Source organism: Leptothrix discophora, from assembly GCF_030705305.1.
GTDB classification, from domain to species: Bacteria; Pseudomonadota; Gammaproteobacteria; order Burkholderiales; family Burkholderiaceae_C; genus Sphaerotilus; species Sphaerotilus discophorus.
In genome coordinates, this window is the sequence record NZ_JAUZEE010000016.1 from 1 (window position 1) to 24,702 (window position 24,702).

A 24,702-nucleotide genomic window follows, 5' to 3' on the forward strand; every position below is an offset into this window, starting at 1 on the left:
CCGTGAAGGCGGCCGCACCGTCGGTGCCGGCGTCGTTGCGAAGATCATCGAGTAAGTCTTTGCATGGCTGCCGGAGGGTCCGAACGGACCGTCCGGCATCCTGTACTGGCGGCCGCGAGGCCCCCCCGCTCTTTAAGGAATCACCATGCAAAAGCAAAAGATCCGCATCCGCCTGAAGGCCTTCGATTACGAGCTGATCGACCAATCGGCTCTGGAAATCGTCGACACCGCCAAGCGCACCGGCGCGATCGTCAAGGGCCCCGTGCCCCTGCCGACCCGCATGCAGCGCTTCGACATCCTGCGTTCGCCGCACGTCAACAAGACCTCGCGCGACCAGTTCGAGATCCGCACCCACCAGCGCCTGATGGACATCGTCGATCCGACCGACAAGACGGTCGACGCGCTGATGAAGCTGGACCTGCCGGCCGGCGTGGACGTCGAGATCAAGCTGCAGTGATGCAGCGGCGTTGAGTCCGGCCCGAGGGTCGGGCAAGACACCTCAGGACCCCTGTCGGGCGCAAGCCCGGCAGGGGTTTTTCACTTTCCGGGCCGACCTGCGCAACAGCGCACGGACGGCTGCCACGGGCCACCCGTTCGCCGGCTGGTCACACCCCTGTCATCTGCCTATGCTGGTCTTGACCAGGAGGGCACCGACATGCGCGAGGCAGGGGCACGACACGGGCACCGGACACGGCTCTGGCAACCCGACGGGCGGCTGGCGGGCATCGCCCGGATCGTCATCCTGTGCGCGGGCATCGCCGGGCTGACGCCCGCCTCGGCAGCGCGCGCCGCACCCGAGCTGGCCGAGCCGCCGGTCGCGCTGGCCTGGTCGACCGAGGAGATCGACGAGGCCACCCGCGACAACGCCGCCCCGGTGCTGGACCAGGCCCGGCGCCGGGACCAGTTCGGCTGCCGACGCCATTGCGAGCTGTTGCAGCAGGTCTTCGACCGGCTGGTGGCGCGTGCCCGCGAGGACTCGCCGCGGGCCGCGCGCATCGACTGGCGCCTCAGCGTGGTGCGGGGCGATGCGGTCGAGGCGATGGCGCTGCCGGGCGGGCATGTGATCGTCTCGGAGTCCTTCATCGACGAATCCGTGCCGGGCGAGGACGCGCTCGCCTTCGTGCTGGCGCACGAGATGGCCCACAGCATCCTCGAGCACGAACGCCAGGCGCTCACCTACGCCCGCATGCTGCTGCCGCGCCAGGTGCCGCGAACCGTCGCCGATGTCTACGTCGAGATCGACCACAACCTGGGCCTGCTCAAGGCCATGGAACCGGTCATGCAGCAAGGCGAGCTCGAAGCCGACGAGTTGGGCCTGCTGCTGGCCGCCAGCGCCGGCCACGACCCGCAGCATCAGGTGGACTTCCTGCGACGCGCGGTGGACCGGGGCGAGCCACGGCGCGCGCTGGTGCAGACCCATCCGGCGCTGGCCGACCGGCTGGCCCGGCTCGAAGCGCGCCTGCCACTGGCCGCGCGGCTGCACCGGCAAGCGCTGGACGAGCGCTGAGCCAGGCCGGACCGCAGCGCCTCGGGCGGAAGGGGCCAAACGCCAGCGGTCATCCATGCCCTGAAGTGCGGGCGGAATCGGCCACTCATGCGGCCGATGCCGCCCCGCCTGCGGCAGGACACTGCTCCGTGCCATGGCCTTGCACCCCGACCGCACCTCCCCGAATCCACGGCCCAGCGCCGCCAACGCCAACGCCACGGCGATCGACGCGAACGTGCCCGTCGACGTCGACGCGCACGTGCCCGTCGACGTCGACGCGCACGTGCAGATCGGCGTCGACGCCGAGGGCCGCGTGACCCACTGGAACGCCGCCGCCGAGCGCCTGACCGGCCGGCTGGCCGCCGACGTGCGGGGCCGCTCGCTGGCCAGCCTGCTGGGCCCCGCCGGGCCGGGTGGCCAGGCGCAGCTCGCGGCGATCGTGGAGTCGTCGGACGACGCCATCGTCAGCAAGACGCTGGACGGCATCGTCACCAGCTGGAACCGCGGGGCGCAGCGCATCTTTGGCTACACCGCCGAGGAGATGATCGGCCAGCCGATGACCTCGATCTTCCCGGCCGACCGCTACGACGAGGAGCCGCAGATCCTGGCCCGCATCGCGCGCGGCGAGAAGGTCGAGCATTTCGAGACCGTGCGGCGGCGCAAGGACGGCAGCCTGGTCCACGTCTCGGCGACCATCTCGCCGATGCGCGACGAGACCGGCCGCATCGTCGGCGCCTCCAAGATCGCCCGCGACATCACCGAGCGCATCCAGGCCGAACGCACGATCTGGCTGCAGGCCAATGTCGACACCCTGACCCAGCTGCCGAACCGGCGCCAGTTCCAGGAACGCCTGAAGCAGGAGCTGGCGCGCGCCCGCCGCAGCCACAAGCGCGTGGCGGTGCTGTTCGTCGACCTCGACCGCTTCAAGGAAGTCAACGACACGCTCGGCCACCAGGCGGGCGACGCGCTGCTGCAGGAGGCGGCCCGCCGCATCCAGGCTTCGGTGCGCGAGATCGACATCGTCGCCCGGCTGGGCGGCGACGAGTTCACCGTCGTGCTGCCCGACCTGGACGCGGCCGACGCCGCCGCCGAGATCGCACGGCGCCTGAACGCGTCCCTGTTCGAGCCCTTCGAGCTGGGCGACGTGCCGGTTCACATCTCCGGAAGCATCGGATTCGCCCTGTTCCCCGAGGACGGCGAATCGACCGACGAACTGCTGCAACACGCGGACCTCGCCATGTACGCCTCCAAACAGCACGGCCGCAACCAGGCCCGGCACTACCACCAGGCGCTGGAGACGGCCGCCCGGCAGCGCGTCACGCTGATCGCCGACCTGCGCCGGGCCATCGCGCAGGACGAGCTGTGGCTGGCCTACCAGCCCATCGTGCGGTTGTCGGACGGCGGGGTCGACCACCATGAGGTGCTGCTGCGCTGGGATCACCCTGAACGCGGCCCGATGCCGCCGGAGACCCTCGTCGCGCTGGCCGAGGAGGCCGGCCTGATGCTGCTGCTGGGCGACTGGATCTTCGACCAGGCCGTCGACCAGCTGGCACGCTGGCGCGACGAAGCGGGCGACCGGCCGGCGCGCCTGGCGCTGAACGTGTCATCGATCCAGCTGCGGGCCGAGCCGGCCTACTTCGGGCGCTGGCTGGATCGGCTGGCCGAGCGGGGCCTCGAGCCGGACCTGCTGGTGTTCGACGTGGCCGAGCCCAGCCTGGCCGCGCATGCCGAGGCCCTGGTGCCGGTGCTCGATCGCCTGCGCCAGGCCGGGCTGCGGGTCGCCATCGACGACTTCGGCAGCGGCCGCACCAGCATGGTCCAGCTGCAGCGCATGGGCGCCGAGACCATCAAGATCGACCACAGTTTCCTGCGTGGCATCGAGCATGACGCCCAGGTGCTGGCGCTCTGCGAGGGCCTGGTCGAGCTGGCCCACAAGCTGGGCCTGCGCGTCATCGCCGAGGGCGTCGAGACGGCGACACAGCGCGCCGTGCTGGAAGCGATCGGATGCGACCTCGGCCAGGGGCACCTGTTTGCCGCACCCTCACGGAACGGACAGTGTGTCAGCCATCCCGACGGTCCCGCCCTGTCCCGGACGCTGCACGCCTGAACGTACCCGCCGGCCGAGGGGCCAGCAGGCCAGCGCCGGGCCGCCCCAAGCGGCCTGCGCATCCCCTCGGGGGATCGGCCGGCGTACCCGCCGGCCGAGGGGCCATCACTTCACCTTGAAGAGCCCCCACACACCCGAGCTGATCATGGGCGTCGGGCCGTCGCGGTAATGCCAGTAGCCGCGCTTGGCGCCACCGTAGAGGCTGGCGGTCACGCCCTTGCCGGGGGCGATCAGGCTGGCGCCGGGGGCGATGAAGCGTTCGATGCCGAGGTCGGCATAGCTGTGGCCGATGACGCGGAAGCTGTGCTGGCGAGCCCGGCCGTCGGCCTGCAGCACGCGGAAGGTCACGGCTTCGCCGGCCGTCGCGCTGAACACCGGTGTCTCCACCGGCAGGCCGCGCAAGGTCGAGGGCAGGCGGCTGTCGTCGTCGGTCATCAGCGTGGCCGGCAGCATGCAGGGGTTGATGTCGCCAGCCAGTGCCAGGGCCAAGGTGCAATCGGCCGACGGCTGGCCGTTGAAGTCGATGCGCGACCACAGCGGCTCGGTGCGGTAGTTCAGCGCGCGTTCGCCCTGGTCGTACGAATCGTCGCCGTAGGCCGCCGACGGCACCGCCGTCGCGCCGCCCGCGCCCAGGCGCAGGTTCAGGCCATCCTGGTAGTGCAGGACGAACTCGCGGTAGCGGCTGCCGTCGGGCTTGCGGATGACGGCCTCGGTCGAGCGCTCGGCGCCGGTCGAGCCGGTGCCGGCCGCGTTCAGCCAGGTGCTGCCCTGGGGCTCGACGATCAGCGCGCCGATCAGACCCTGGCTGCCCTGCTTGACCACGTCGCTCATGGCCCGCAGCGGGATGGTGCCGAAGGCCTCGGGCTTGCCGCCCTTGGCCGTGCCGTTGAGCAGATCCCACTCGATCGTGCCGGCGTACCAGACCAGGTTGCGCGACTGGCCCGGTGCGACCAGCTGCTCGGGGTTGATGCCCACGTTGGCCGAGTCGCTGCTGCGCGGGTCGTAGTGGACCAGCTGTGCATGCAGGCCGATCTGGCGCGACGGCTTGACGTCGTCGACACGCAGCGAGGTGACGGTCGGCAGCGCCGCGTCGCCCGGCATGTCGGGCACCGGCAGGTTGGCCGGCAGGCGGTTGGTCAGGCGCACCGTGATGCAGTCACCCGCGTTGGCCCGCATGACCAGCGGCTCCGGCCGCAGCGTGCCGGCGCGCAGCGCGGCCACGTCGGCGGCATGCACGTACATCAGCGCGCTCGGGTCGGTGATGCCGGCGCGGCGGTTGTAGACCAGCGCACCGCCAGGCAGCAGGTCGCGCGCGGCCCAGGCCTCGACGTTGTAGGTGCGCGCGGGCGATCCGATCGGGCAACCGTTGGTGCCCAGCGCCGAGCTGACCGTGTTGATCAGGCCACCCAGCAGGCCGCCGGTCCCGCTCGACAGCGCGTTCGTCAGCGGCTGGATCAGGCCACCGGCGAGCGCGCCGGTCAGGCTGTCGACCGCGTTGGCGTCGGCATAGGTCCGCAGGATGCCCCAGGCACCGTTCCACAGCGCATCGGTGCTGCCGTAGTGGAACAGGTGGTCCATCTGCCGGGCGCCGCCGGTGACCTTGGCCAGCAGGCCGAGGTCCATCTCCATGTGCTCGGAGATGCCGATCTCCTGCGCGCCGACCCACGGGCCGCTGGCATCCGAGACCTCGCGCCGCCAGCGCTGGCCATGCATCGTGAAGACGTGCTGGACTTCCTGCGCGCCGTGGACCATCTTGACCTGCACCCGCTCGCCCTCGAAGGCACGCAGCACCGGCGTGTACGGGTCGCCGTGCACCTTCGAGCTGAAGAGGTAGGCCGGGTCGGCCCGCTGGTCGGTGTACAGGCCCGAGCGGCTGCCGTCGGACGACAGGCGCAGCGGCAGCGGCTCGTTCTTGTAGTTGACGAGGTAGGGGTTGTGGTGGCGCGCCGAGATCGCCTCGGGCACCGCCGGCGGGTCGACCGGGCGGCCGTCCTGCGTGTAGAGCAGCGCGAAGTCGGCGCTGGCCAGCATGAACTCGCGGAAGTCCGGGTGCGTCTGCGCGTCGGCCGCGCCGCGCACCAGCGCCTCGGTGCCGACCCCACCGGCCAGCGGCTGGCCACTGCGGGTGTCGAGCCACTGCGTGCCCTTGGGCTCGACCACCAGCGCGTTGTAGAAGCCGTGCTGCTGGATCGACGACGGACCGAAGTGGTCGTGCGTGAAGACCGTGCGCAGCGTGCGGTCACGGCCGTTCTTGTCGAACAGCTCGTCGGCCCACCAGCGCTGCACCGAGGTCTGGTAGCCGATCGTTGCCGGCTCGGGCAGCACGGCATGGCCGTCGACCGGGCGGACCAGGCCGTCGGCGCCCATCTGGCGGACCACGCCGCCGGGAGCCAGCGCGGCCTCGGCGCGCTCAACCAGCGCACCGCGCGCGAAGGTGCCGTCCTCGTAGTTCCAGCCGTTGCCGCCGCCGTCGGAGGCCATCACGTCGAACTTCACCAGGTGGATGTGCTGGCTGATCGTGTCGGTCGGCACCAGCGCCTGGAAGTCGTCGCGCAGCAGCACCTCGGGCGTGCGGTTGGTGTGGAAGAAGTTGATGCAGTCGCCCGAGTGGGCGCGGAAGAAGAACGGGTCGGCCGGGCGCGACTTGCCCTCGTACTCGCCGACCTGGCTGGACAGCACGTTGATGCGCGCCTGCGGGTCATGCCAGCCGGCCTTGTTGACGATCAGGTCCAGCTGGATCGCCGAGACGTCGTAGCGGCGCGTCGGCGCGGTCGCCGGGCAGGGATCGGCGAACGGTGCGCCGGGCGCGGCCGGGCGGCCGTTGACCTTGAAGGTCGCGGCCGTGCCGTCGACCGTGCGGCTGGCATGGCCACCGGCACGGGCGTGGAAGTCCATCGCCGCGCGTTCGAGCGGCGTGCCCTGGTGCGGCAGCAGCGTCAGGTCGGCCGTCTTCAGGTGCGACGACAGGTCTGCCGCGGCCACGCCGGCGCCCAGCGTGCGGGTGCCGGCGTTGATGACGTGGCGGCCCAGGCCGGTCGGGCCGAGCTGGCTGTCGGCACTCAGGTCCAGCGGCGGCTGCGGCGGGCGGTGACCGGCCGAGCCGGGCACGAAGAAGGGGAAGCCGGGCGCGGCGGCCGTGCCGTAGGTCGGCGCGGGCGCCAGCGCGGTGCCGCGGATGGGCAGCAGCGCCGGGCTGAAGGCGCCGCCGCGGGTCTGGCCGGTCAGCGGGTCGGTGCCGGGGCCGAGTTCGCCGTCGGGCAGGCGCCGGGTGCCGTCCTCCAGCACGTCATGGACCCGCCACAGGCCCCACATGCCTTGGGCGAAGTGCGGGTACATGTGGCAATGGAAGATCGCGTCGCCGACCGCGAGGTTGCGGTTGCTGCCGGTGTAGGCGATGTCGAAGCTCATGCCCTGGCGCGGGCCGAGCGTCTGGCTGTCGAGGTAGCTGGAGCGGCCGTCGCCGGCACCCGTCTTGGCAAACCACTGGTTGGCGTGCAGGTGGAAGACGTGCGTTTCCTTCACGCCGGCCTGCAACGTGCGGAACTTGACCGGGTCGCCCAGGTAGCTGTGGTGGACGTTGCCCGGATCGTCCGGGTAGCGCTGCGCCGGCGTGCCGTCGGGCTGGACCTGCACCACCATCGCAGGGTCGCCGTTGGCCCAGGAGGTCAGGAAGAAGTCCTCCAGCGCGCATTCGGCGCAGGACGCCGCCGGGCCCAGGCCGGCCCGGTTGGCCGCCACGATCGAGCCCAGGCCGCTGGCCCCGTAGTTGATGCCGAAGCCGTCGCGCAGGCCGATGCCGGCGCCGTCCGGGTCCAGCACGTCGGCGTAGGCCTGCACCGTCTTCAGCTCGTCGTGCAGGATCACGGTGAACTCGCGGAACCAGTTCTCGTTGGTCACCGCGTAGCCGTCGGACGTGACCGGCTGGTTCTGCACCACCGCGTTCAGGTCGCCATGCACCAGCTGCCAGCGCCCGCCACCGAGCGACTGGTGCAGGTTCAGCAGTGGCCGGCCGACCTGGCCGGTCAGGCTGCCGTCGCGGTCGACCGCCTCGTAGTTGATCCAGGCCGTGCCGGTGGCCTGCGCACGGGCGGCGGCCAGCACGGCGGCGCTGACCTCGCTGCGGTAGACGTCCGCGCCGGCCGGCTCGATGTTCAGGCTGCCGAACAGACCCAGCACGGTCGAGCCGCCATCGGCCTGGCCACCGGCGGGCGCACCGTTGTCGTGGAAGATCTGCGCACCCTCGCGTTCGAGCAGCAGGCGGTAGGTGATGCCCTCGCCCGGCGCGATGCCAGAGATGCCGGTCACGCGCGGGTCCCAGCTGTCGTAGCCGGTCGCGGTGGTGTCGTGGCTCACGCCGTTGAACATCATCGAGGCCAGCCGCGTGGCCGGCCGGTCCTGGCTGCCACCGACGGGATCGGCGCCCGGCGCATCGTTGCACAGCAGGTTGGTGAAGCGCACCTCCAGGCGGTCGCCGACGTTGCCACGCAGCACCAGCGGACGCGGGCGCTTGTCCTGGCGCAGCGCCACCCGGCAGGGCGTCGCGGTGGCGCCGGGCTGGTCCAGCGTCAGGCCGCTGTCGAGGTCGACCACGTCCCGCTTGAGCGCGTAGACCATGCCGTACGGGTTGTAGGAGCCGAAGCGGTTGTAGACCATGGGCTGGTCGATCGCCACGACGTCGGCCAGCACCGTGCCGGCCGGGCGGGCCTGGGCCGGCGCGAGCCAGCCGGCACTCATCAGCAGGCCCGCCAGCAGGGTCAGGCGGGCGGTCAGCGGACGTGTGGCATGCGGCCGTTGCGGCAGCGGGGAGGAAGGTCTTGTCATCGTGTCGATCCGTCGATCGGGCGCCCCGTTCGGGTCCGGTTGGGCCATACCCACCAGTTGTTCACACCCATTTGCAACCGATGGTGACAAGGCTGCGGTGACAGACCACCCGCTTGGGGGAAGTAACCCGCGACTTCATGGGGCTGAGTGGCTCGGCCGCTGTCGCTTGGGGGCATCAGCCCGCCACCGACCTGCGCAGCCCTGGACTGGCGCGACAAGCCCGATGAACACGGGCGCGTCGAGGCCCTGTCGATCGCGCCCAACCCGGCCGACCGGCGCCGCGGGCATCGATGCCGTCTTCAGCTTCTATTCAGCATTAACACAAGTCGCGCGTGACATCCTGCACGGGAACAGACGTGCATCCAGTTCGATCCCTGCTGCGTAACCCGCAGCCGGTGCCGACGCAGAAGCCACCCGAAGTGCGCAAATCCATCCCAAATTGAAGCTGGAAGCCGTCGGATCGACACAAGCATGTCGATTCGGGGCCCATCCGGCTGTCAATGCCAGCGCGATCAGCATCTGTTAAGTATTGACAAGAATCAATTCAGGCCAATTCAGCCTTTTGGGACTCCTCGCCCGCCCGATCCGGCCTTCCCCCTTGCTTCAGGGGCGCCGAAGAAAGTGCGGTCTGCGCCGAAGATAATGGGGTGATTTCCCACCGAGAGGCCCAGCCTGGCCTGCGGTGGTGACCCGCCCAGCACGTGCGGACCCGTTTTTTCGCACCTGGCAGTTCCCTTCGATTGGGTGCATGGCCCCACGACACCGTCGAGGGGCCATTTTTTTGCGCGGCCAGGGCGACTCAGGCCGCCGTCGCCACGGTCTGCGGGTCGACGTGGATCTCGATCGTCGCGTGAACGATCTCCTCGTGGACGGCCAGCCAGCGGTGCACCTCGGCCGGCGTCAGCGCGGCATCGTCGGTGACCAGAACCAGCGAGCAGGCATGGCTCGCGCGGCCGATGCGCCAGACGTGCAGGTCGGTCAGGCGCGTCGCGCCGCCCCGGCCGTGTTCGACGATGACCTCGCGGACCTCGTCGACCACCGGGTGGTCCATCTCGCGGTCCAGCAGCACCCGGCTGGTGTCCGACAGCAGACCGCGCGACCAGTGCAGCACGACCCCCGCACCGACCAGGCCGAGCACCGGATCCAGCCACGACCAGCCCCACAGCCAGCCCGCCGCCAGCGCCACCAGCGCCAGCACCGAGGTGGCGGCGTCGGTCAGCACGTGGACGTAGGCCGAGCGCAGGTTCAGGTCCTGCGGCGCGGCGGCGTCGTGGGCCTGTCCGTGGGGATGGCCGGGGTCGTGCGCATGTCCGTGCGCATGTCCGTGCCCATGCCCGTGCCCGTGGGAATGCCCGTGGGAATGTCCGTGCCCGTGCCCATGCCCGTGCGCACCGCCCAGGATCAGCGCGCAGACCAGGTTGACCCCCAGGCCGAGGCCGGCGACGACCATCGCCTCGACGTAGCGGATCGGCTCGGGCGAAAGCAGCCGCTCGACCGAGCCGACCGCCATCATCAGCGCCACGACCACCAGCAGCACCGCGCTGGTGTAGCCCGCCAGCACCTCGATCTTCCAGGTGCCGAAGGCATAGCGCGGGTCGTTGGCCAGGCGTCGGGCGCTCGCATAGGCCAGCGCGCTCAGGCCGATCGCCAGCGCGTGCGAGCTCATGTGGATGCCGTCGGCCAGCAGCGCCATGGAGCCGTAGACCAGGCCGGCGACGATCTCCACGACCATCGTCAGCAGCGTGATCACCAGCACCTGGCGGGTGCCGCGTTCGGCCGCTTCGTTGCCGGCGTCGTAGCGGTGGTCGTGCTGCCAGGGTGGGTCTTGAGGGTGGGAGTGCATGCGCGGATTCTGCGGACTTCGCAGGGCCGGACGGCCATCCCTGGTTCAGACGGATCCCCAACGCGAAGAACCACAACACGAAGAACCACAACGGAATCGGCGCGTCGACGATGCGGCACCGAAGAAACCCAAGCTGGATAGACTTGGCCGCAGCCCCACACATGCTGGCGCGGACCGTGCCAGGCGCGGCCAGCACCGTCACACCGAACGAACGATGACGTTTTTCCCGCCGACCTTGGTGCCCATGTCCGGCCTGAGCCGCCGTCAGTTGCTGGGCGGCCTGCTGGGCCTGGGTGCGGGTGGCTCGCTGACGGCCTGCAGCGAGCCGCAGCCGCCGCTGCGGCTGGGCAGCATCGTCTTTCCGACCTACGAATACGCCTTCCTGGCGCGCGAGCTGGGCTGGCTGGACGAACGCGAGGTGCGCCTGATCGAGTTGCCGGCCAACACCTTCAGCCTGCGCGCGCTGGCCGCCGGCCAGATCGACGCCTGCCAGCTCACGCTCGACGAGGTGCTGACCGCACGCGTGGCCGGCATCGACCTGGCGGTGGTGATGGTGCTGGACATCTCGGCCGGCGCCGACGCGATCTACGCCCGCGAGCCGCTGGCGCTGTCGCGGCTCAAGGGCAAGCGCATCGCGGTCGAGTCCGGTGCCAGCGGCGCGCTGATGCTGGAGGGCCTGCTCAACGCGGCGGGCCTGAAGGCCAGCGACATCCAGACCGTGCCGATCACGCTGGACCGCAGCGCCGAGGTGTTCGCCAGCGGCGAGGCCGACGTGGTGGTGTCGGCCCAGCCCTGGGCGTCGCGGATCGAGGCCGGCGGCGGCGTGCGGCTGTTCGATTCGCGCGCGATCCCGAACCTGATCGTCGACGTGCTGGCGGTGCGGCGCGAGAAGCTCGCGAGCCAGCCGGACGCGCTGCGCCACGTCGTCGCCGGCATCCTGCGGGCGCGCCAGCACCAGGTCGCCCAGCCGGAGGACGCCTCGCGGCGCATGTCGCTGCGCCTGCAGGTCGCGCCGGCCCAGGTGCCGGAGGTCTTCATGGGCCTGCGCATCCCTGGCCTGGCCGAGAACCGCCAGCTGCTGGCCCGCGGCGGGACGATGCAGCAGTCGGCCACCCAGCTGCTGCGGCTGATGCACGAGCAGGGCCTGCTGCGCCGCCTCGGCAACCTGCCGCCGAGCCTGCCGGACGACCTGTTCGACGACCGCTACCTGCCGTCGACGCTGGGGATGGCGCCATGAAGCGGACCTATTCCGCGACCATGGCCCTGCCGCTCGGTCTGGCGGTGGTGCTGCTGCTGTTGCTGCTGGCCGCCTACGCCGAGGAAAACCACCGAGGCCACCAGGAAGCGCTCGAGCGCGCCCGCTCGTCGATCGTGCGCGACGCCGAGCGGCTCGCGCTGGTGGCGCAGAACAGCCTGGAGGATCACCCCGCCCGGGTCGCCGCCGAGGTCGCGGCGGTGTCGACCGACGTGCGCGTGTCGACCGTCGCCCTGGTCGACCCGTCCAACCGCGTCGTGATGGGGCAGCGCCAGGCCTGGCGGGGCCAGCCGGCGATGGCGGTGCTCGACGGCTACAGCCCGGTGCGCTTCGAGCGGGTCGCGCGCGGGCGCATGTTCGACCTGCAGGTCGACCCGGTGGGTCGGCGGCTGTCGCTGATGCTGCCCTTCGAGCACACGGCGCCCGACGGCCGGCTGCGCGCCGACAGCGGCGGCGTGGTCTACATGAACTACGACCTCGGCTTCGAGGACCAGCTGGTCGACCACCGGGCGCTGCGCACGCTGGGCGTGCGCCTGCTCGCGCTGGTGCTGATCATCGGCCTGCTGACGCGGCTGCTGCGCCTGGCCTTCACCCGGCCGCTGGGCGCGCTGCAAGGGGCGGTCAGCCGCATCAGCGCGGCCGAGCAGGCCGGCGAGCCGGTGCCGGAGAAGGGCCCGGCCGAGCTGCGCGACCTGGCGCGCAACTTCAACCGGATGGGCGAGCGGCTGGCGCACGGCCAGCAGGCGCTGCGCACCAGCAACGCGCGGCTCGAAGGGATGATCAACGCGGCGATGGACGGGATCATCACCGTCGACAGCGCCCAGCGCATCGTCGGCTTCAACCGCGCGGCGGCGGCGATGTTCGGCTGGAGCGTCGACGAGGCGCTCGGCCGCTCGCTCGACCTGCTGCTGCCCACGCGCTACCGGAGCGGCCACGGCGCCCACATGGAGCGCTTCCGCGACAGCGGCGAGAGCGCCCGCACGATGAGCCGCAACGCGGTCGTGCACGGTGTTCGCCGCAACGGCGAGGAATTCCCGGTCGAGGCCTCGATCGCCTGCCTGGTGGTCGACGGCGAGGTCTTCTACACCGCCATCCTGCGCGACGTGACCGCCCGGGTGCAGGCCGAGCAGGAGATCCGCGCGCTCAACGCGACGCTGGAAGAGCGCGTGGCCCACCGCACCGCCGAGCTGTCGCAGGCCAACGCCCGGCTGCTGGAGCAGGAGACCGAGCTGCGCGAGGCCAAGGCCGCGGCCGAGAACTCGTCGCGCCTGAAGGCCGACTTCCTGGCCAACATGAGCCACGAGATCCGCACGCCGCTCAACGCCGTGATCGGCCTGGGCCACCTGGCGCTGAAATCGGCCACCGACGAGCGCCAGCGCGACTACCTGCGCAAGATCGGCCAGTCCAGCCAGCAGCTGCTGGGGCTGATCAACGACATCCTCGACTTCTCCAAGATCGAGGCCAACAAGCTCGACATCGAGCACATCGACTTCCAGCTCTCCAAGGTGCTGGACGACTTCTCCACCCTGATCGCGCAGCGCGCGGCCAACAAGGGCCTGGAGCTGATCTTCACGGTCGGCCGCGACGTGCCGGACCACCTCGTGGGCGACCCGCTGCGACTCAGCCAGATGCTGCTGAACTACGGCAACAACGCGGTCAAGTTCACCGAGCAGGGCGAGATCGAGCTGAAGGTCATCCGCCTGCGACCCGCGCCGCCGCAGACCGAGGACGGCGAGGTCGTGCTGCGCTTCGAGCTGCGAGACACCGGCATCGGCCTGACGCCCGAGCAGCGCGCCGGCCTGTTCCAGAGCTTCCACCAGGCCGACAGCTCGACCAGCCGGCGCTACGGCGGCACCGGCCTGGGACTGGCCATCGTCAGCCGGCTGGCCGAGCTGATGGGCGGCGAGGTCGGTGTCGACAGCGCGCCGGGCCAGGGTTCGACCTTCTGGCTGACCGCCCGCTTCGGCCTGAGCCAGCAACGCCAGTCCTGGCAACTGCCCGAACCGGACGTGCGCAACCGCCGGGCGCTGGTGGTCGATGACAACGCCACCGCCCGCCTGACCCTGTGCGACCTGCTGGAGGCCGTCGGGCTGCAGGCCCGCGCGGTCGACAGCGGCCTGGCCGGCCTGCGCGAGCTGCTGCGGGCCCAGGCCGATGGCGAGCCCTACGAGCTGGCCCTGATCGACTGGCAGATGCCCGGCATGGACGGCCTGGAGATGGCCCGCCAGATGGCCGCGCTGGCGCTGGTCAGTCCGCCGCAGAAGATGCTCGTGACCGCCTTCGGCCGCGAGGAGATCCACATCCAGGCCGAGGCCCAGGGCTTCGCCGGCGTGCTGGTCAAGCCGGTCAACGGCTCGATGCTGTTCAACGCGCTGATGCAGGTCTTCCGCAGCTCGCCGCCGCCGATCGGCACCTCGGGTCCGCAGGCTGCGCCGGCGCCGGTGCCGCTGGACCAGATGCTCGCGGCGATCCGCGGGGCGACCGTGCTGCTGGTCGAGGACCACGAGATCAACCAGCAGGTCGCGCGCGAGCTGCTGGTCGACGCCGGCCTGCAGGTCGACGTGGCCGACAACGGCCTGCGCGCGACCGAGCAGGTCGCCCGGCACGACTACGACCTGGTGCTGATGGACCTGGACATGCCGGTGATGGACGGCCTGGCCGCGACCCGGGCGATCCGTGCCATGCCGGGCCGGGCCGACCTGTGCATCGTCGCGATGACCGCCAGCGCGATGGCCGAGGACCGCCAGCGCTGCCTGGACGCCGGCATGAACGACTTCGTCGCCAAGCCGATCGAGCCCGACAAGCTGGCCCAGGTGCTGCTGGCCCACATCGCCCCGGGCATCGCGCGGGCCCCGCGCAGCGCGCCGCTGCGGCCGATCACGCGCCCGCCGCTGCCGCTCGAGAACGACGACGCGCTGGTGCTGGACGTGCCCGGCCTGGATGCCGCCGTCGGCCTGCGCCGCAGCGGCGGCAAGAAGGCGCTGTACCGGTCGCTGCTGCGCAAGTTCGTCGACAGCCATGCCGACGTCGAGCAGCGGCTGCAGGCGGCGCTGGCGCGCGGCGCGCAGGGCCAGCGTGACGGGCTCGACGAGGCCCAGCGCATCGCCCATTCGCTCAAGGGCGTCGCCGGCAACCTCGGCGCCAGCGCGGTGCAGGGCCTGGCCTCGGAGCTGGAACGGCGCCTGTCGGCCGGCGCGTCGGCCGGGCAGCTGGAGGCCGCCCTGCTGCCGCTGGGCGAGGCGCTGGCCACGCTGCTGGATGGCCTGGCGCTGCAGCTGCCCGAACGGCTCGCGCCCGATGCGCCGGCCGCGCCGGTCGACCCGCAGCAGCTGCATGAGGTCGTGACGCTGCTGGATCGCCAGCTCGACGAGGGCGACGCCGAGGCCCAGGACACCGCCGCCCGCCACGCCCCGCTGCTGGCCGCCGCGCTCGGCGACCACCACCACCGCTTCACCCACGCGATCAGCCGCTACGCCTTCGACGAGGCCCACGCCATGCTGCACGACCAGCTCGGCCACGCCCTGCGTCCGCCGGACCCGGCCACCTGATGCCCGAGGCGCCCACCATGCCGATGGAATCCCTGCTGCAACGAACCACGTCGACCATCCTGGTGGTCGACGACACGCCCGAGAACCTCGAACTGATGGCGGGCCTGCTGGCCCACGAGACGTACCGGGTGCGGGTCGCCCACAACGGCGAGCGGGCCTTGCAGCTGGCGCGCCAGCAGCGCCCCGACCTGATCCTTCTGGACATCATGATGCCGGGCATCGACGGCTACGAGGTCTGCCGCGCGCTCAAGGCCGATCCGGACACGGCCCTGATCCCGGTCATCTTCCTGACCGCCAAGGTCGAGATCGAGGACGAGACGCGCGGCCTGGCCATGGGCGCGGCCGACTACATCACCAAGCCGATCAGCCCGCCGATCGTGCTGGCCCGGGTCCGCACCCACCTGAAGCTCAAGGCCGCCTCGGACGCGCTGCGCGAGCAGAACGCCCGCCTGGAAAGCGAGGTCGCGCGGCGCACCCGCGAGATCGGCCTGACGCAGGACGTCACGGTGCAGGCCATCGCCTCGCTGGCGGAGACGCGCGACAACGAGACCGGCAACCACATCCGCCGCACCCAGCACTACGTCAAGTGCCTGGCCGAGCACCTGCGCGACCACCCGCAGCGCTACCCGCAGTTCACCGAGCTGTTGACCGATCGTCACATCGAGCTGCTCTACAAGTCCGCGCCGCTGCACGACATCGGCAAGGTCGGCATCCCGGACCGCATCCTGCTCAAGCCCGGCAAGCTCACGCCCGAGGAGTTCGAGGTCATGAAGTCGCACACCACGCTGGGCCACGAGGCCCTGCTGACGGCCGAGCAAAGCCTGGGCACCGAGCTGGACTTCCTGCGCTTCGCCAAGGAGATCACCCTGTCGCACCAGGAGAAATGGGACGGCAGCGGCTACCCGCAAGGCCTGGCCGGCGAGGCGATTCCCGTGTCGGCCCGGCTGATGGCGGTGGCCGACGTCTACGACGCGCTGATCAACCGCCGCATCTACAAGCCGCCGTTCACGCACGCCCAGGCGGTGGACATCATCCGCGAGGGCCGCGGCAACCACTTCGACCCGGCCCTGGTCGACGCCTTCCTGGCCGTGCAGGACCGCTTCGTGGCGATCGCCGAGCGCTACACCGACCCGGAATGAGGCGGGTCAACAGGCGCTCAAAAACCTAGGGTTTACGTGGATCGGAATCGTTTGGGTTTCATACAATTCCTCACATGAGCAGTACACACGAGTGCCCCATGTCGACGACCCCGCAGAACCCCGAGTCCCCCGTCACCCAGGTGATCGCCACCGTCCTGGACGTGATGCCGCAGGTCGGGCTGGCCTACCTGGAAGACGGCGAAGGCGTCGTCTGGGGCGTGACCCGCAGCACGCCCGGCGTCGCGTTCGACACGCTGGCGATCGGCCTCAGGCTGCGGCTGGCCATCACCCGCCAGGGCAGCCACGCGCTGGTCGCATCCGCCTGCCGCGACGGCCAGGCGGCCTGATCGCTCACCAGCTGCCGACGTTGGGCATCGACGCCCACGGCTCGACCGGCGTGAGCGCCGCGCCGGCCTGCAGCAGCTCGATCGAGATCTGGTCGGGCGAGCGCACGAAGGCCATGCGGCCATCGCGCGGCGGGCGCAGGATGGTCACGCCGTGGTCGACCAGGCGCTGGCAGGTGGCGTGGATGTCATCGACCTCGTAGGCCAGGTGGCCGAAGTTGCGGCCGCCGGTGTAGACCTCCGGGTCCCAGTTGTGGGTCAGTTCGACCTGGGCCTCGGACTGGCCCGGCGCAGCCAGGTAGACCAGCGTGAAGCGTCCGGCCGGGGCCTCGTGGGTGCGGATCACCTCCAGGCCCAGGGCGTCGCGGTAGAAGCGCAGCGAGGTCTCGAGGTCGGTCACGCGGACCATGGTGTGCAGGTAGCGCATCGGTTTGCTTTCAGGAATGAAGGATCGGGGAAGGTCGGGCCGACATCGGCCGCGCCTGCGGTCATCGGCCGGGTCATCGGCCGGGTCATGGGACGGGTCATCGGCTTGGTCTACCCGGCCTCGCCCGCCGGCACCAGCGCGGCGGGGTCACGCGCCAGCTGGCGGGCGGCGCGCTGCTCGCAGGCGATCAGCCAGGTGCCGAACACGCCGCAGCCGCAGACCACCAGGATGCCGAGCAGCGCCAGGCCATCGGGCAGGTGCTGGAACACCAGCCAGCCGCCCAGCGTGGCGATCGGCACCTGCAGGTAGAGGAAGGGCGTCAGCGTCGCCACGCCGGCCCGCGTGTAGGCCAGCGCCAGCAGGTAGTGGCCGGCACCGCCCAGCACGCCCATCAGGCCCATCAGCAGCCACATCGACAGCGGCTGCGACTGCCACGCCCAGGGCAGCGCCAGCGAGGTCAGCACCAGCCCGCCGAGGCCGGACCAGACATGCGTCGTGGCCGCGAGGTCGGTGCGGGCCAGCGTGCGGGTGAGGATCTGGAAGGCCGCGCTGAGCACGACCAGCACCAGTGGCAGCAGCGTGCTCAGGTGCAGCACCTCGCGGGACGGCCGGATCACCAGCAGCGTGCCGGCGAAGCCGCCCAGCAGGCAGGCCCAGCGCCAGACCGAGACCCGCTCGCCCAGGCCCCAGGCCGCGACCACGGTCATCAGCAGCGGCGTCAGCATCATCACGGCGGTGAACTCGCCGACGTGCAGGGTGCCCAGGCACAGGAAGGCCAGGCCGTTGCAGCCCACCAGCAGCAGCGCGCGCAGCGCCTGCCCGCCGGGCTGGGCGGTGCGGAACAGCGCCCGGCCGTGCTGCGGCCACATCAGCGCCAGCGACAGGATGTTCTGGACCACGTAGCGCACCCAGATCGCCAGCGCCACCGGCACCGAGGCGGCGGCCACCTTGCCGCTGGTGTCGAGCCCGCCGAAGCAGACCACGGCGGCCACCAGCAGCGCGATGCCGGCGGTCTCGGAGGGGACGCGGCGATCGATCGGCGGGGTGTCTGTCCGGGTGTCTGTCCGGTTGGCGGAATCGGGCCTGCTCATGTCCGCGATGTTGACACCGCCACCCCGATCACGCAGCGGCGAGCACCGTTCCCGAACACGACCCCAGGCCGATGCGGCGGGCGCCGGGCCGCTCGCCCCAGGCCCGCAGGATGACCGTGTCGCCGTCCTGCAGGAAGGTGCGGGTCTCGCCGCCGGGCAGTTCCAGGGCGCGCTTGCCGCCCGCACTCAGCTCCAGGATCGAGCCGCCCTGGTCCGGCGCCGGGCCCGACAGCGTGCCGCTGCCGAGCAGGTCGCCGCTGCGCAGGTTGCAGCCGCCGACGCTGTGGTGCGTGACCAGCTGGGCGAAGGTCCAGTAGGCCGCCTGCAGCGTGCGGCTGGTCGACAGCCGGTGCGGTGGCAGGCCAGCCGCGCGCATCGCGGCGGTCTGGATCTGCACCTCCAGCACCAGGTCGAGCTGGCCGGCGGCGCGGTTGCCGGCCGCGTCGAGGTACGGCAGCGGCCGCGGGTCCTCGGCGGCCCGCACGAAGGGCGCGCGGAAGGGCGCCAGCGCCTCCATCGTGACGATCCACGGCGACACCGTGCTGGCGAAGTTCTTGGCCAGGAAGGGGCCCAGCGGCTGGTATTCCCAGGCCTGCACGTCGCGCGCCGACCAGTCGTTGAGCAGCACGATGCCGAACAGGTGGTCCTCGGCCTCGTCCAGCCCGATCGACGTGCCCAGCGCGTTGCCGCGGCCGATCACCGCGCCCAGCTCCAGCTCGTGGTCGAGCCGGCGGCTCGGGCTCAGGATGGGCTCGGCATGGTCCGGCCCCTTGACCTGGCCGCGTGGCCGGCGCACCGGCGTGCCGCTGACGACGATGGACGAGCTGCGGCCGTGGTAGCCGATCGGCACCCACTTGTAGTTGGGCAGCAGCGGTTGGTCGGGCCGGAACAGCGTGCCCACCGTCGTGGCGTGGTGGATGCCGGTGTAGAAGTCGGTGTAGTCGCCAATCTCGCAGGGCAGCGCCATCCCGGCCTGAGACTGCGGCCGCAGCGCACCGGACAGCGCCGCCTGCATCGGCGAGCCCGCGCGCAGCGCCCGGCTCAGCGCCAGCCGCAGCGCCCGGTGCGGTGCCGGGCCCAGGCCCATGAAGCCGTTCAGGTCACCGCTCGCCAGCTGCGCCAGCAGCGGCTGCACCTCGGCCGGCCAGCCGGGCGCGGACGCCGCGAGCGACAGGTCCAGCACCTCGTCGCCGATCGCCACGCCGACCCGCAGGGCCACGCCTGGGCCGCCCGGCGCCACCGGGCGGAAACGGCCGAACGGCAGGTTCTGGATCGGGAAGTCGGTGTCGGCCACGTTGGCCGACGCCACCCAGCTGGTCAGCCCGGCATCGTGGGTCTCGTCGATCGCCGCGATCACTGCTTGAACTCCCGCTGGTGGAAGAAGGCGGCGTGCGCGGGTGCGCGCTTGGTGCGGCTCCAGTCCTCCAGCATCTGCCACTTCACCGCGTCCATGCGGCGCAGCATGTCGGCCTCGTCCGGGTCCGGGCAGGCCAGTTCGAGCCGATGCCCGTTCGGGTCGAAGAAGTAGATCGAGTGGAAGGCGCCGTGGTCGGTCACGCCGAGCACGTTCACGCCCTCGGCTTCCAGGTGGGTCTTGAAGGCCAGCAGTTCCTCGCGGTCCTGGACCCGGAAGGCGATGTGCTGGACCCATTCCGGCGTGTTCGGGTCGCGGCCCATCGGCGGCTTGGTCGGCAGCTCGAAGAAGGCCAGCACGTTGCCGTGGCCGGCGTCCAGGAAGATGTGCATGTAGGGATCGGGCTCCTTGGTGCTGGGCACCAGGTCCTCGGCGATCGCCAGCATGAAGTCCATCTTGAGCATGCGGCCGTACCACTCGACGGTTTCCCTGGCGTCGCGGCAGCGGTAGGCGACGTGGTGGATGCGGTCGATCTTCATGGGTCGTTCTCCAGTCGGATGGGTCGGATCAGGCGATGCCGTCGCGGGCGACGGCGAGCGCCTCGCGCAGCACGCGCAGGTCGCCGATGTGGTTGGCCAGCAGCAGCACCAGGCGGGCGTTGAGCTGCTCGCTCTGCTCGTCGTCCAGGTCGCGGTGGCTGTCGATCAGCGCTTCGTAGAAGTCGTCGCCCGGCGTGTAGGCGCGCAGCTGGCGCTGGCCGGGGATGCCGAAGTTCGGCTGGGTGTTGAGGTGTTGCAGCGACATGGGCGGGCCTCCCCGGTTCAGTTCAGTTCAGTTCAGGCACAGCGCGCGGGCCAGAGCGGCCTGCAGCGCGGCCGCGTCGAAGCGGCGCCAGCGGGCCGCCACATGCTGGTCCGGCCGGATCAGGTAGACCGTGCCGGGGCGGGCATCGCAGCGGCGGGCGGCGAGGCCCTCGCTGTCGATCAGCTCGCCGGCCACCACCAGCGAGCCCGGCTGCTTGACGCGCCGCACGGTCAGCGGCACCGGCGTGGCCGGCAGCTCGATCGCGGCGTCGCCGAACACCAGCAGCGTGAAGCCACCGCCGACCTGGCGCAGCAGCCAGTCGGCCTGGCCGTTGCGCACCACCGGGGCATCGCTGAGCGGCGCGCCCGGCACCATCCAGCCGTCGAAAGGCTCGGCATCGGGCGTGTTCAGCGCCGAGCCGGTCAGGAAGGTCGGCACCGACAAGCGGCCGGAATTGACCAGCGCACGGGCAAACGGGTGCTGGCGCGCCAGCCCCAGCACGGCATTGCGGAAGGTCTTCGAGACCCGGCTCTTGGGCGTGATGAAGTCGGTCGAGCGGGTGCTGTTGCGGATGTTCTCGTCGGCCGCGACGACCCGTTCGTCCGAGTAGCTGTCGAGCAGCGACTCGGGCGCCACGCCGTCGATCACCGCCTTGAGCTTCCAGCCCAGGTTGTCGACATCCTGGATGCCCGAGTTCGCACCGCGCGCGCCGAAGGGCGAGACCTGGTGCGCCGCGTCGCCCGCGAACAGCACCCGGCCGTGGCGGAAGCGCGTCATGCGGCGGCACTGGAAGGTGTAGACGCTGACCCACTCCAGCTCGAACTCGCAGCCGTCGCCCAGCATCTGGCGGATGCGCGGGATGACGCGCTCGGGATTCTTCTCCTCCTCCGGATCGGCGTCCCAGCCGAGCTGGAAGTCGATGCGCCAGACGTTGTCGGCCTCGCGGTGCAGCAGCACGCTCTGGCCGCGGTGGAAGGGCGGGTCGAACCAGAACCAGCGCTCGGCCGGGAAGTCGGCCTTCATCACCACGTCGGCGATCAGGAAGCGGTCCTTGAAGACCTGGCCCTCGATCTCCAGCCCCAGCAGACGGCGGATCGGGCTGCGCGCGCCATCGGCCACGACCAGCCAGTCGGCGTCGAGCGCGAACACGCCGTCGGCCGTCTCGACCTGAAGGCGCGCGCCGGCGCCGTCCGGGCTCACGCCGACCACCTTGTGCTTCCAGCGCAGCTCGATGCCGGGCAGTTCGGCGGCGCGCTGGAGCAGGAACTCCTCCAGGTAGTACTGCTGCAGGTTGACCATGCCGGGGCGCTCATGGCCGGCCTCGGCGACGAGGTCGAAGTGGAAGACCTCCTCGGTGTCGAGGAAGGTCCGGCCGACGTTCCAGGTCACGCCCTTGTCGACCAGTGCCTGGCCGCAGCCCTGGCGGTCGAGGATCTCCAGCGTGCGCTGGGCGTAGCACAGGCCGCGCGAGCCGATGCTGACGGTGTCGTCGTCGTCCAGCAGCAGCACCGGCAGGCCCTGCTGCGCCAGCTCGATCGCCGCCGCGATGCCGACCGGCCCCGCGCCGACCACCACCACCGGCCGGCGCGGCACCGGCGCGTCGGCGGTGGCGTCCAGCTCGGGCGGCCGGCGGTAGGCGAAGCTCGGGTAGGTGTAGGTCGACAGCACGGTTCAGCCCTCCAGCGTTTCCCACATCTGGCGGTCGCGCTCGGCCGTCCAGATGCGCGGGTCGGCATGCGCGGTCGCCTCGTCGTAGCAGCGCGTCACGTCGAAGGGCATGCAGTGGTCGAAGATGACCCAATGGCCGTACGTCGGCTTGAGCGCCGCATAGGTGTCCTTGTAGACCGCGTTGAGCGTCTTGCCGGCATCGACCCCGGCCTTGACGTGGGTCCAGACGTCGGAGATGAAGTCGCGCGTGCCCTTCAAGCCGGCCTGGACCTGCTCGGGCGTGGTCAGCGCCGCGCCACGGCCGGGCACCAGCGCGCGCGGTTGCAGCGCGGCGATCTGGTCGAGCGTCTTCGGCCAGTCCTGGAAGTAGGCGTCGCCGGCATAGGGCGTGGCGTCGAACTCGACCAGGTCGCCGGAGAACAGGATCTTCTGCTCGGGCAGCCAGGCCACCGTGTCGCCCTTGGTGTGGCCGCGGCCGAGCTGGATCAGCTGGACCTCCAGCTGGCCGAGCCAGAGGCTCATGCGGCCGGTGAAGGTGATCGTGGGCCAGGTCAGGCCGGCGGGCACGCTCTCGACGTTGCGGAACAGGCGCGGGAAGCGGCCGATCTCGCTGGCCTTGTCCTGCTCGCCGCGCTCGACGATCAGGTCGTAGGTGTCGCGGCTGGCGATGATGTGCTCGGGCTGGTAGGCGCTCGCGCCCAGCACGCGCACCGCGTGGTAGTGGCTCAGCACGACGTACTTGATCGGCTTGTCGGTGACCTCGCGGATGCGCCGGATCACGTCCTGCGCCATCACCGGCGTGGCCTGGGTGTCCAGCACCATCACCGCGTCGTCGCCGACGATCACGCCGGTGTTCGGGTCGCCCTCGGCGGTGTAGGCGTAGGCGTTCTCGGACAGGCGGGTGAAGCTGACCTGCTTCTCGACGAGGTCGGCCTGGCTGGCGAAGGCTTTGGTGCTCATGGTGGCGGCGGCTGGGTTGGGGAAGGCGGGGCAGGGGTCGTCGAACCCGGGTCGTGGACAGGCCAACGGACAAAGTTCGCCGATGTCTAACGAGTTCGACTTATCCGAACGAGGCTTGATCTTAGGCAACCCGTTTGCTAATGTCTAACTCATTCGTCTACGTGAAAACCCGAGCCCGCCCGTGACCGACGCCGCCCTGCCCCTGAACCTCGATGCACCGGACCCCGTCGAGGCCGACGCCGACAGCGCCGCGCCACGTGGCCCGCGCGGCATCCAGAGCGTGGAGGTCGGCGGGCAGTTGCTGATCGCGCTGGCCCACGTCGGCCGGCCGATGGCGCTGAAGGACCTGGCGCGCGAGGCCGGCATGGTCCCGGCCAAGGCCCATCCCTACCTGGTGAGCTTCGGCAAGCTCGGCCTGGTGGTGCAGGACGCCGGCAGCGGCCACTACGGGCTGGGGCCGCTGGCGCTGCAGCTGGGCCTGATCAGCCTGCAGCAGTTCGACCCGGTGCGGCTGGCCAGCGCCGAGCTGCCGGCGCTGGCGCAGCAGGTCGGCCACACGGTCGCCATCGCGGTCTGGGGCAACCGCGGGCCGACCGTCGTGCGGCTGGAGGAAGGCCCGACCGCCGTGCACGTCAACATGCGCCACGGCACGGTGGTGTCGCTCGACGGCACGGCCTCGGGCCTGCTGTTCGCCGCCCACCGGCCGGCCGCCGAGGTCGCCCAGGTGCTGCGCGCCGAGAGCGGCCACGCGCCCGATGCCGGCTTTGCGGCCACGCTGGCGCAGGTCCGTGCCCAGGGTTGGGCGGCGCGTGTGGACGGCTCGATGCCCGGCGTCAGCGCGCTGGCCACGCCGGTGTTCGACGGCTTCGGCGCGATGGTCCTGGCGCTGGTGGCGATCGGCCCGAGCGCCGCGTTGCCGGTCGACGCCGCCAGCCCGCTGCTCGCGCCGCTGCGCGACGCCGCCCAGGCGATCTCGCGCCGGATCGGCTGGCGCGGCTGACGGTCGGGCGCAGGGTCTTTCAGATCGGCGTCCCGTTGTTGCACCAAAGGTACGAATTGCAACAACAACCGCTCCAAATCTGACAAAACGGGGCATCAGGATGAACTGAGAGCCCCAGATCCCAAGCGTTACAAGATCGATTGCGTTTTCGACATCGTGGCCAGGGTCCCGCGCCGATAAACTCACATTTGTTAACAGACTGTTTCATATCGGGTGATGGATTTTGCGATTTGCCCATCGCGGGATCCAGACATCCAAGAGGCAAGGTGCCCTGGCGACGGGGTGAGAGCGGCAGTCCAGGCTCGGTGCGATCCATGTCCGGGCCGGTCCAGTCGCCAAACCTGGCCCGTTTCGAAGGGGTTGCTCGAACCGGAGCAGGCCATCGGCGTCGACCCATCGGCGATGCCGGCGGACCTGCCGGACCGGACACAAGGTCATCCGCCTTGTTCCAGGTCGATCCGGCCCGAGCGCACGGTCTTGGCCCACCGGCCTCCTGATGCGAAGGACCTCTCCATGGATGCTCACGACGACCTTGCCCGCCTGTTCCGACAGGTCGGCGCCGTTTCCGACGGATACCGCGAATTCGACGCACCGGCCCTGCCGGACCTGCTGCCCGAGCTGCCCGAGCTGCCGCAAGCATCGCCGCCCATCTCGCTGGCCGAACCCGGCACGCCGCTGACCCTGGGCGTGCTGCAACCGGTCGGCTCGCACCCCAAGGCGCAACCGATCGCCCGCGGCGAGGCCTACGCCCGCATCGCCGCCGCACGCTACGGGCTGCCGGACGCCTCGCCGGGCTGATGCCGGCTGATGCCAGCTGATGCCGGCCCGCCCCCGCTCACGACCCGTCCCCACCGA

At 71.1% G+C, this 24,702-nt stretch carries 18 protein-coding genes; 9 read left to right on the forward strand and 9 right to left on the reverse strand.

The features are described 5' to 3' along the window. Positions 1–145 precede the first annotated feature (145 nt). The 3 genes from rpsJ to Q8X39_RS19475 all read left to right on the forward strand — a co-directional run bounded on the left by rpsJ (position 146) and on the right by Q8X39_RS19475 (position 3,593). Entirely contained in the window at positions 146–457 is a 312-nt protein-coding gene (gene rpsJ, locus Q8X39_RS19465; RefSeq protein WP_305751362.1) for a 30S ribosomal protein S10, read from the forward strand. Between the two features lie 198 nt (positions 458–655). Beyond that, on the forward strand, positions 656–1,507 hold the full coding sequence (locus Q8X39_RS19470; RefSeq protein ID WP_305751363.1) for a M48 family metalloprotease: 852 nt from the start codon (positions 656–658) through the stop codon (positions 1,505–1,507). 133 nt (positions 1,508–1,640) lie between these two features. Continuing rightward, the gene (locus tag Q8X39_RS19475) at positions 1,641–3,593 is read left to right on the forward strand and encodes a putative bifunctional diguanylate cyclase/phosphodiesterase (RefSeq protein ID WP_305751364.1); all 1,953 of its coding nucleotides are present in this window, start codon (positions 1,641–1,643) and stop codon (positions 3,591–3,593) included. A gap of 105 nt (positions 3,594–3,698) precedes the next feature. Here the strand turns inward: Q8X39_RS19475 and Q8X39_RS19480 are convergent, their stop codons facing one another. Both Q8X39_RS19480 and dmeF read right to left on the reverse strand, forming a co-directional pair. Continuing rightward, complete coding sequence (locus Q8X39_RS19480; RefSeq protein ID WP_305751365.1) at positions 3,699–8,414, reverse strand: cupredoxin domain-containing protein; 4,716 nt, start codon at positions 8,412–8,414, stop codon at positions 3,699–3,701. A gap of 799 nt (positions 8,415–9,213) precedes the next feature. Then, the gene (dmeF, locus tag Q8X39_RS19485) at positions 9,214–10,257 is read right to left on the reverse strand and encodes a CDF family Co(II)/Ni(II) efflux transporter DmeF (RefSeq protein WP_305751366.1); all 1,044 of its coding nucleotides are present in this window, start codon (positions 10,255–10,257) and stop codon (positions 9,214–9,216) included. Between the two features lie 244 nt (positions 10,258–10,501). On the opposite strand from dmeF, the gene Q8X39_RS19490 reads away from it, so the two are divergent. The 4 genes from Q8X39_RS19490 to Q8X39_RS19505 all read left to right on the forward strand — a co-directional run bounded on the left by Q8X39_RS19490 (position 10,502) and on the right by Q8X39_RS19505 (position 16,546). After that, positions 10,502–11,494: an ABC transporter substrate-binding protein gene (locus Q8X39_RS19490; protein WP_305751367.1), complete on the forward strand. Its 993-nt coding sequence runs from the start codon at positions 10,502–10,504 to the stop codon at positions 11,492–11,494. Further along, on the forward strand, positions 11,491–15,060 hold the full coding sequence (locus Q8X39_RS19495; RefSeq protein WP_305751368.1) for a hybrid sensor histidine kinase/response regulator: 3,570 nt from the start codon (positions 11,491–11,493) through the stop codon (positions 15,058–15,060). The genes Q8X39_RS19490 and Q8X39_RS19495 overlap by 4 nt, the downstream gene beginning before the upstream one ends. Next, a complete protein-coding gene (locus tag Q8X39_RS19500) occupies positions 15,060–16,199 on the forward strand; it encodes a response regulator (RefSeq protein ID WP_407068037.1) in 1,140 nt (379 codons plus the stop codon). The genes Q8X39_RS19495 and Q8X39_RS19500 overlap by 1 nt, the downstream gene beginning before the upstream one ends. 98 nt (positions 16,200–16,297) lie before the next feature. Further along, on the forward strand, positions 16,298–16,546 hold the full coding sequence (locus Q8X39_RS19505) for a hypothetical protein (protein ID WP_305751370.1): 249 nt from the start codon (positions 16,298–16,300) through the stop codon (positions 16,544–16,546). A 4-nt stretch (positions 16,547–16,550) separates the two neighbouring features. Here Q8X39_RS19505 and Q8X39_RS19510 read toward each other — a convergent pair whose 3' ends face one another. From Q8X39_RS19510 to Q8X39_RS19540, 7 genes are all read right to left on the reverse strand, one after another. Continuing rightward, complete coding sequence (locus Q8X39_RS19510; RefSeq protein ID WP_305751371.1) at positions 16,551–16,970, reverse strand: VOC family protein; 420 nt, start codon at positions 16,968–16,970, stop codon at positions 16,551–16,553. A 110-nt stretch (positions 16,971–17,080) separates the two neighbouring features. Next, the gene (locus Q8X39_RS19515; protein ID WP_305751372.1) at positions 17,081–18,061 is read right to left on the reverse strand and encodes a DMT family transporter; all 981 of its coding nucleotides are present in this window, start codon (positions 18,059–18,061) and stop codon (positions 17,081–17,083) included. Positions 18,062–18,089: 28 nt separating this feature from the next. Further along, positions 18,090–19,415: a fumarylacetoacetase gene (fahA, locus tag Q8X39_RS19520; protein ID WP_305751398.1), complete on the reverse strand. Its 1,326-nt coding sequence runs from the start codon at positions 19,413–19,415 to the stop codon at positions 18,090–18,092. Continuing rightward, positions 19,415–19,954, reverse strand: a complete 540-nt coding sequence (locus Q8X39_RS19525) for a VOC family protein (protein WP_305751373.1) — start codon at positions 19,952–19,954, stop codon at positions 19,415–19,417. Before Q8X39_RS19525 ends, fahA begins: the two co-directional genes overlap by 1 nt. A 28-nt stretch (positions 19,955–19,982) precedes the next feature. Beyond that, a complete protein-coding gene (locus Q8X39_RS19530) occupies positions 19,983–20,219 on the reverse strand; it encodes a DUF2783 domain-containing protein (protein WP_305751374.1) in 237 nt (78 codons plus the stop codon). 27 nt (positions 20,220–20,246) lie between these two features. Then, positions 20,247–21,887, reverse strand: a complete 1,641-nt coding sequence (locus tag Q8X39_RS19535) for an FAD-dependent oxidoreductase (RefSeq protein ID WP_305751375.1) — start codon at positions 21,885–21,887, stop codon at positions 20,247–20,249. Positions 21,888–21,890: 3 nt separating this feature from the next. After that, the gene (locus tag Q8X39_RS19540; protein ID WP_305751376.1) at positions 21,891–22,847 is read right to left on the reverse strand and encodes an MBL fold metallo-hydrolase; all 957 of its coding nucleotides are present in this window, start codon (positions 22,845–22,847) and stop codon (positions 21,891–21,893) included. Between the two features lie 181 nt (positions 22,848–23,028). Between Q8X39_RS19540 and Q8X39_RS19545 the strand changes: the two genes are divergently transcribed. Both Q8X39_RS19545 and Q8X39_RS19550 read left to right on the forward strand, forming a co-directional pair. After that, a complete protein-coding gene (locus tag Q8X39_RS19545; protein WP_407068038.1) occupies positions 23,029–23,847 on the forward strand; it encodes an IclR family transcriptional regulator in 819 nt (272 codons plus the stop codon). A gap of 513 nt (positions 23,848–24,360) precedes the next feature. Then, entirely contained in the window at positions 24,361–24,645 is a 285-nt protein-coding gene (locus Q8X39_RS19550; RefSeq protein ID WP_305751377.1) for a hypothetical protein, read from the forward strand. Positions 24,646–24,702: the final 57 nt, after the last annotated feature.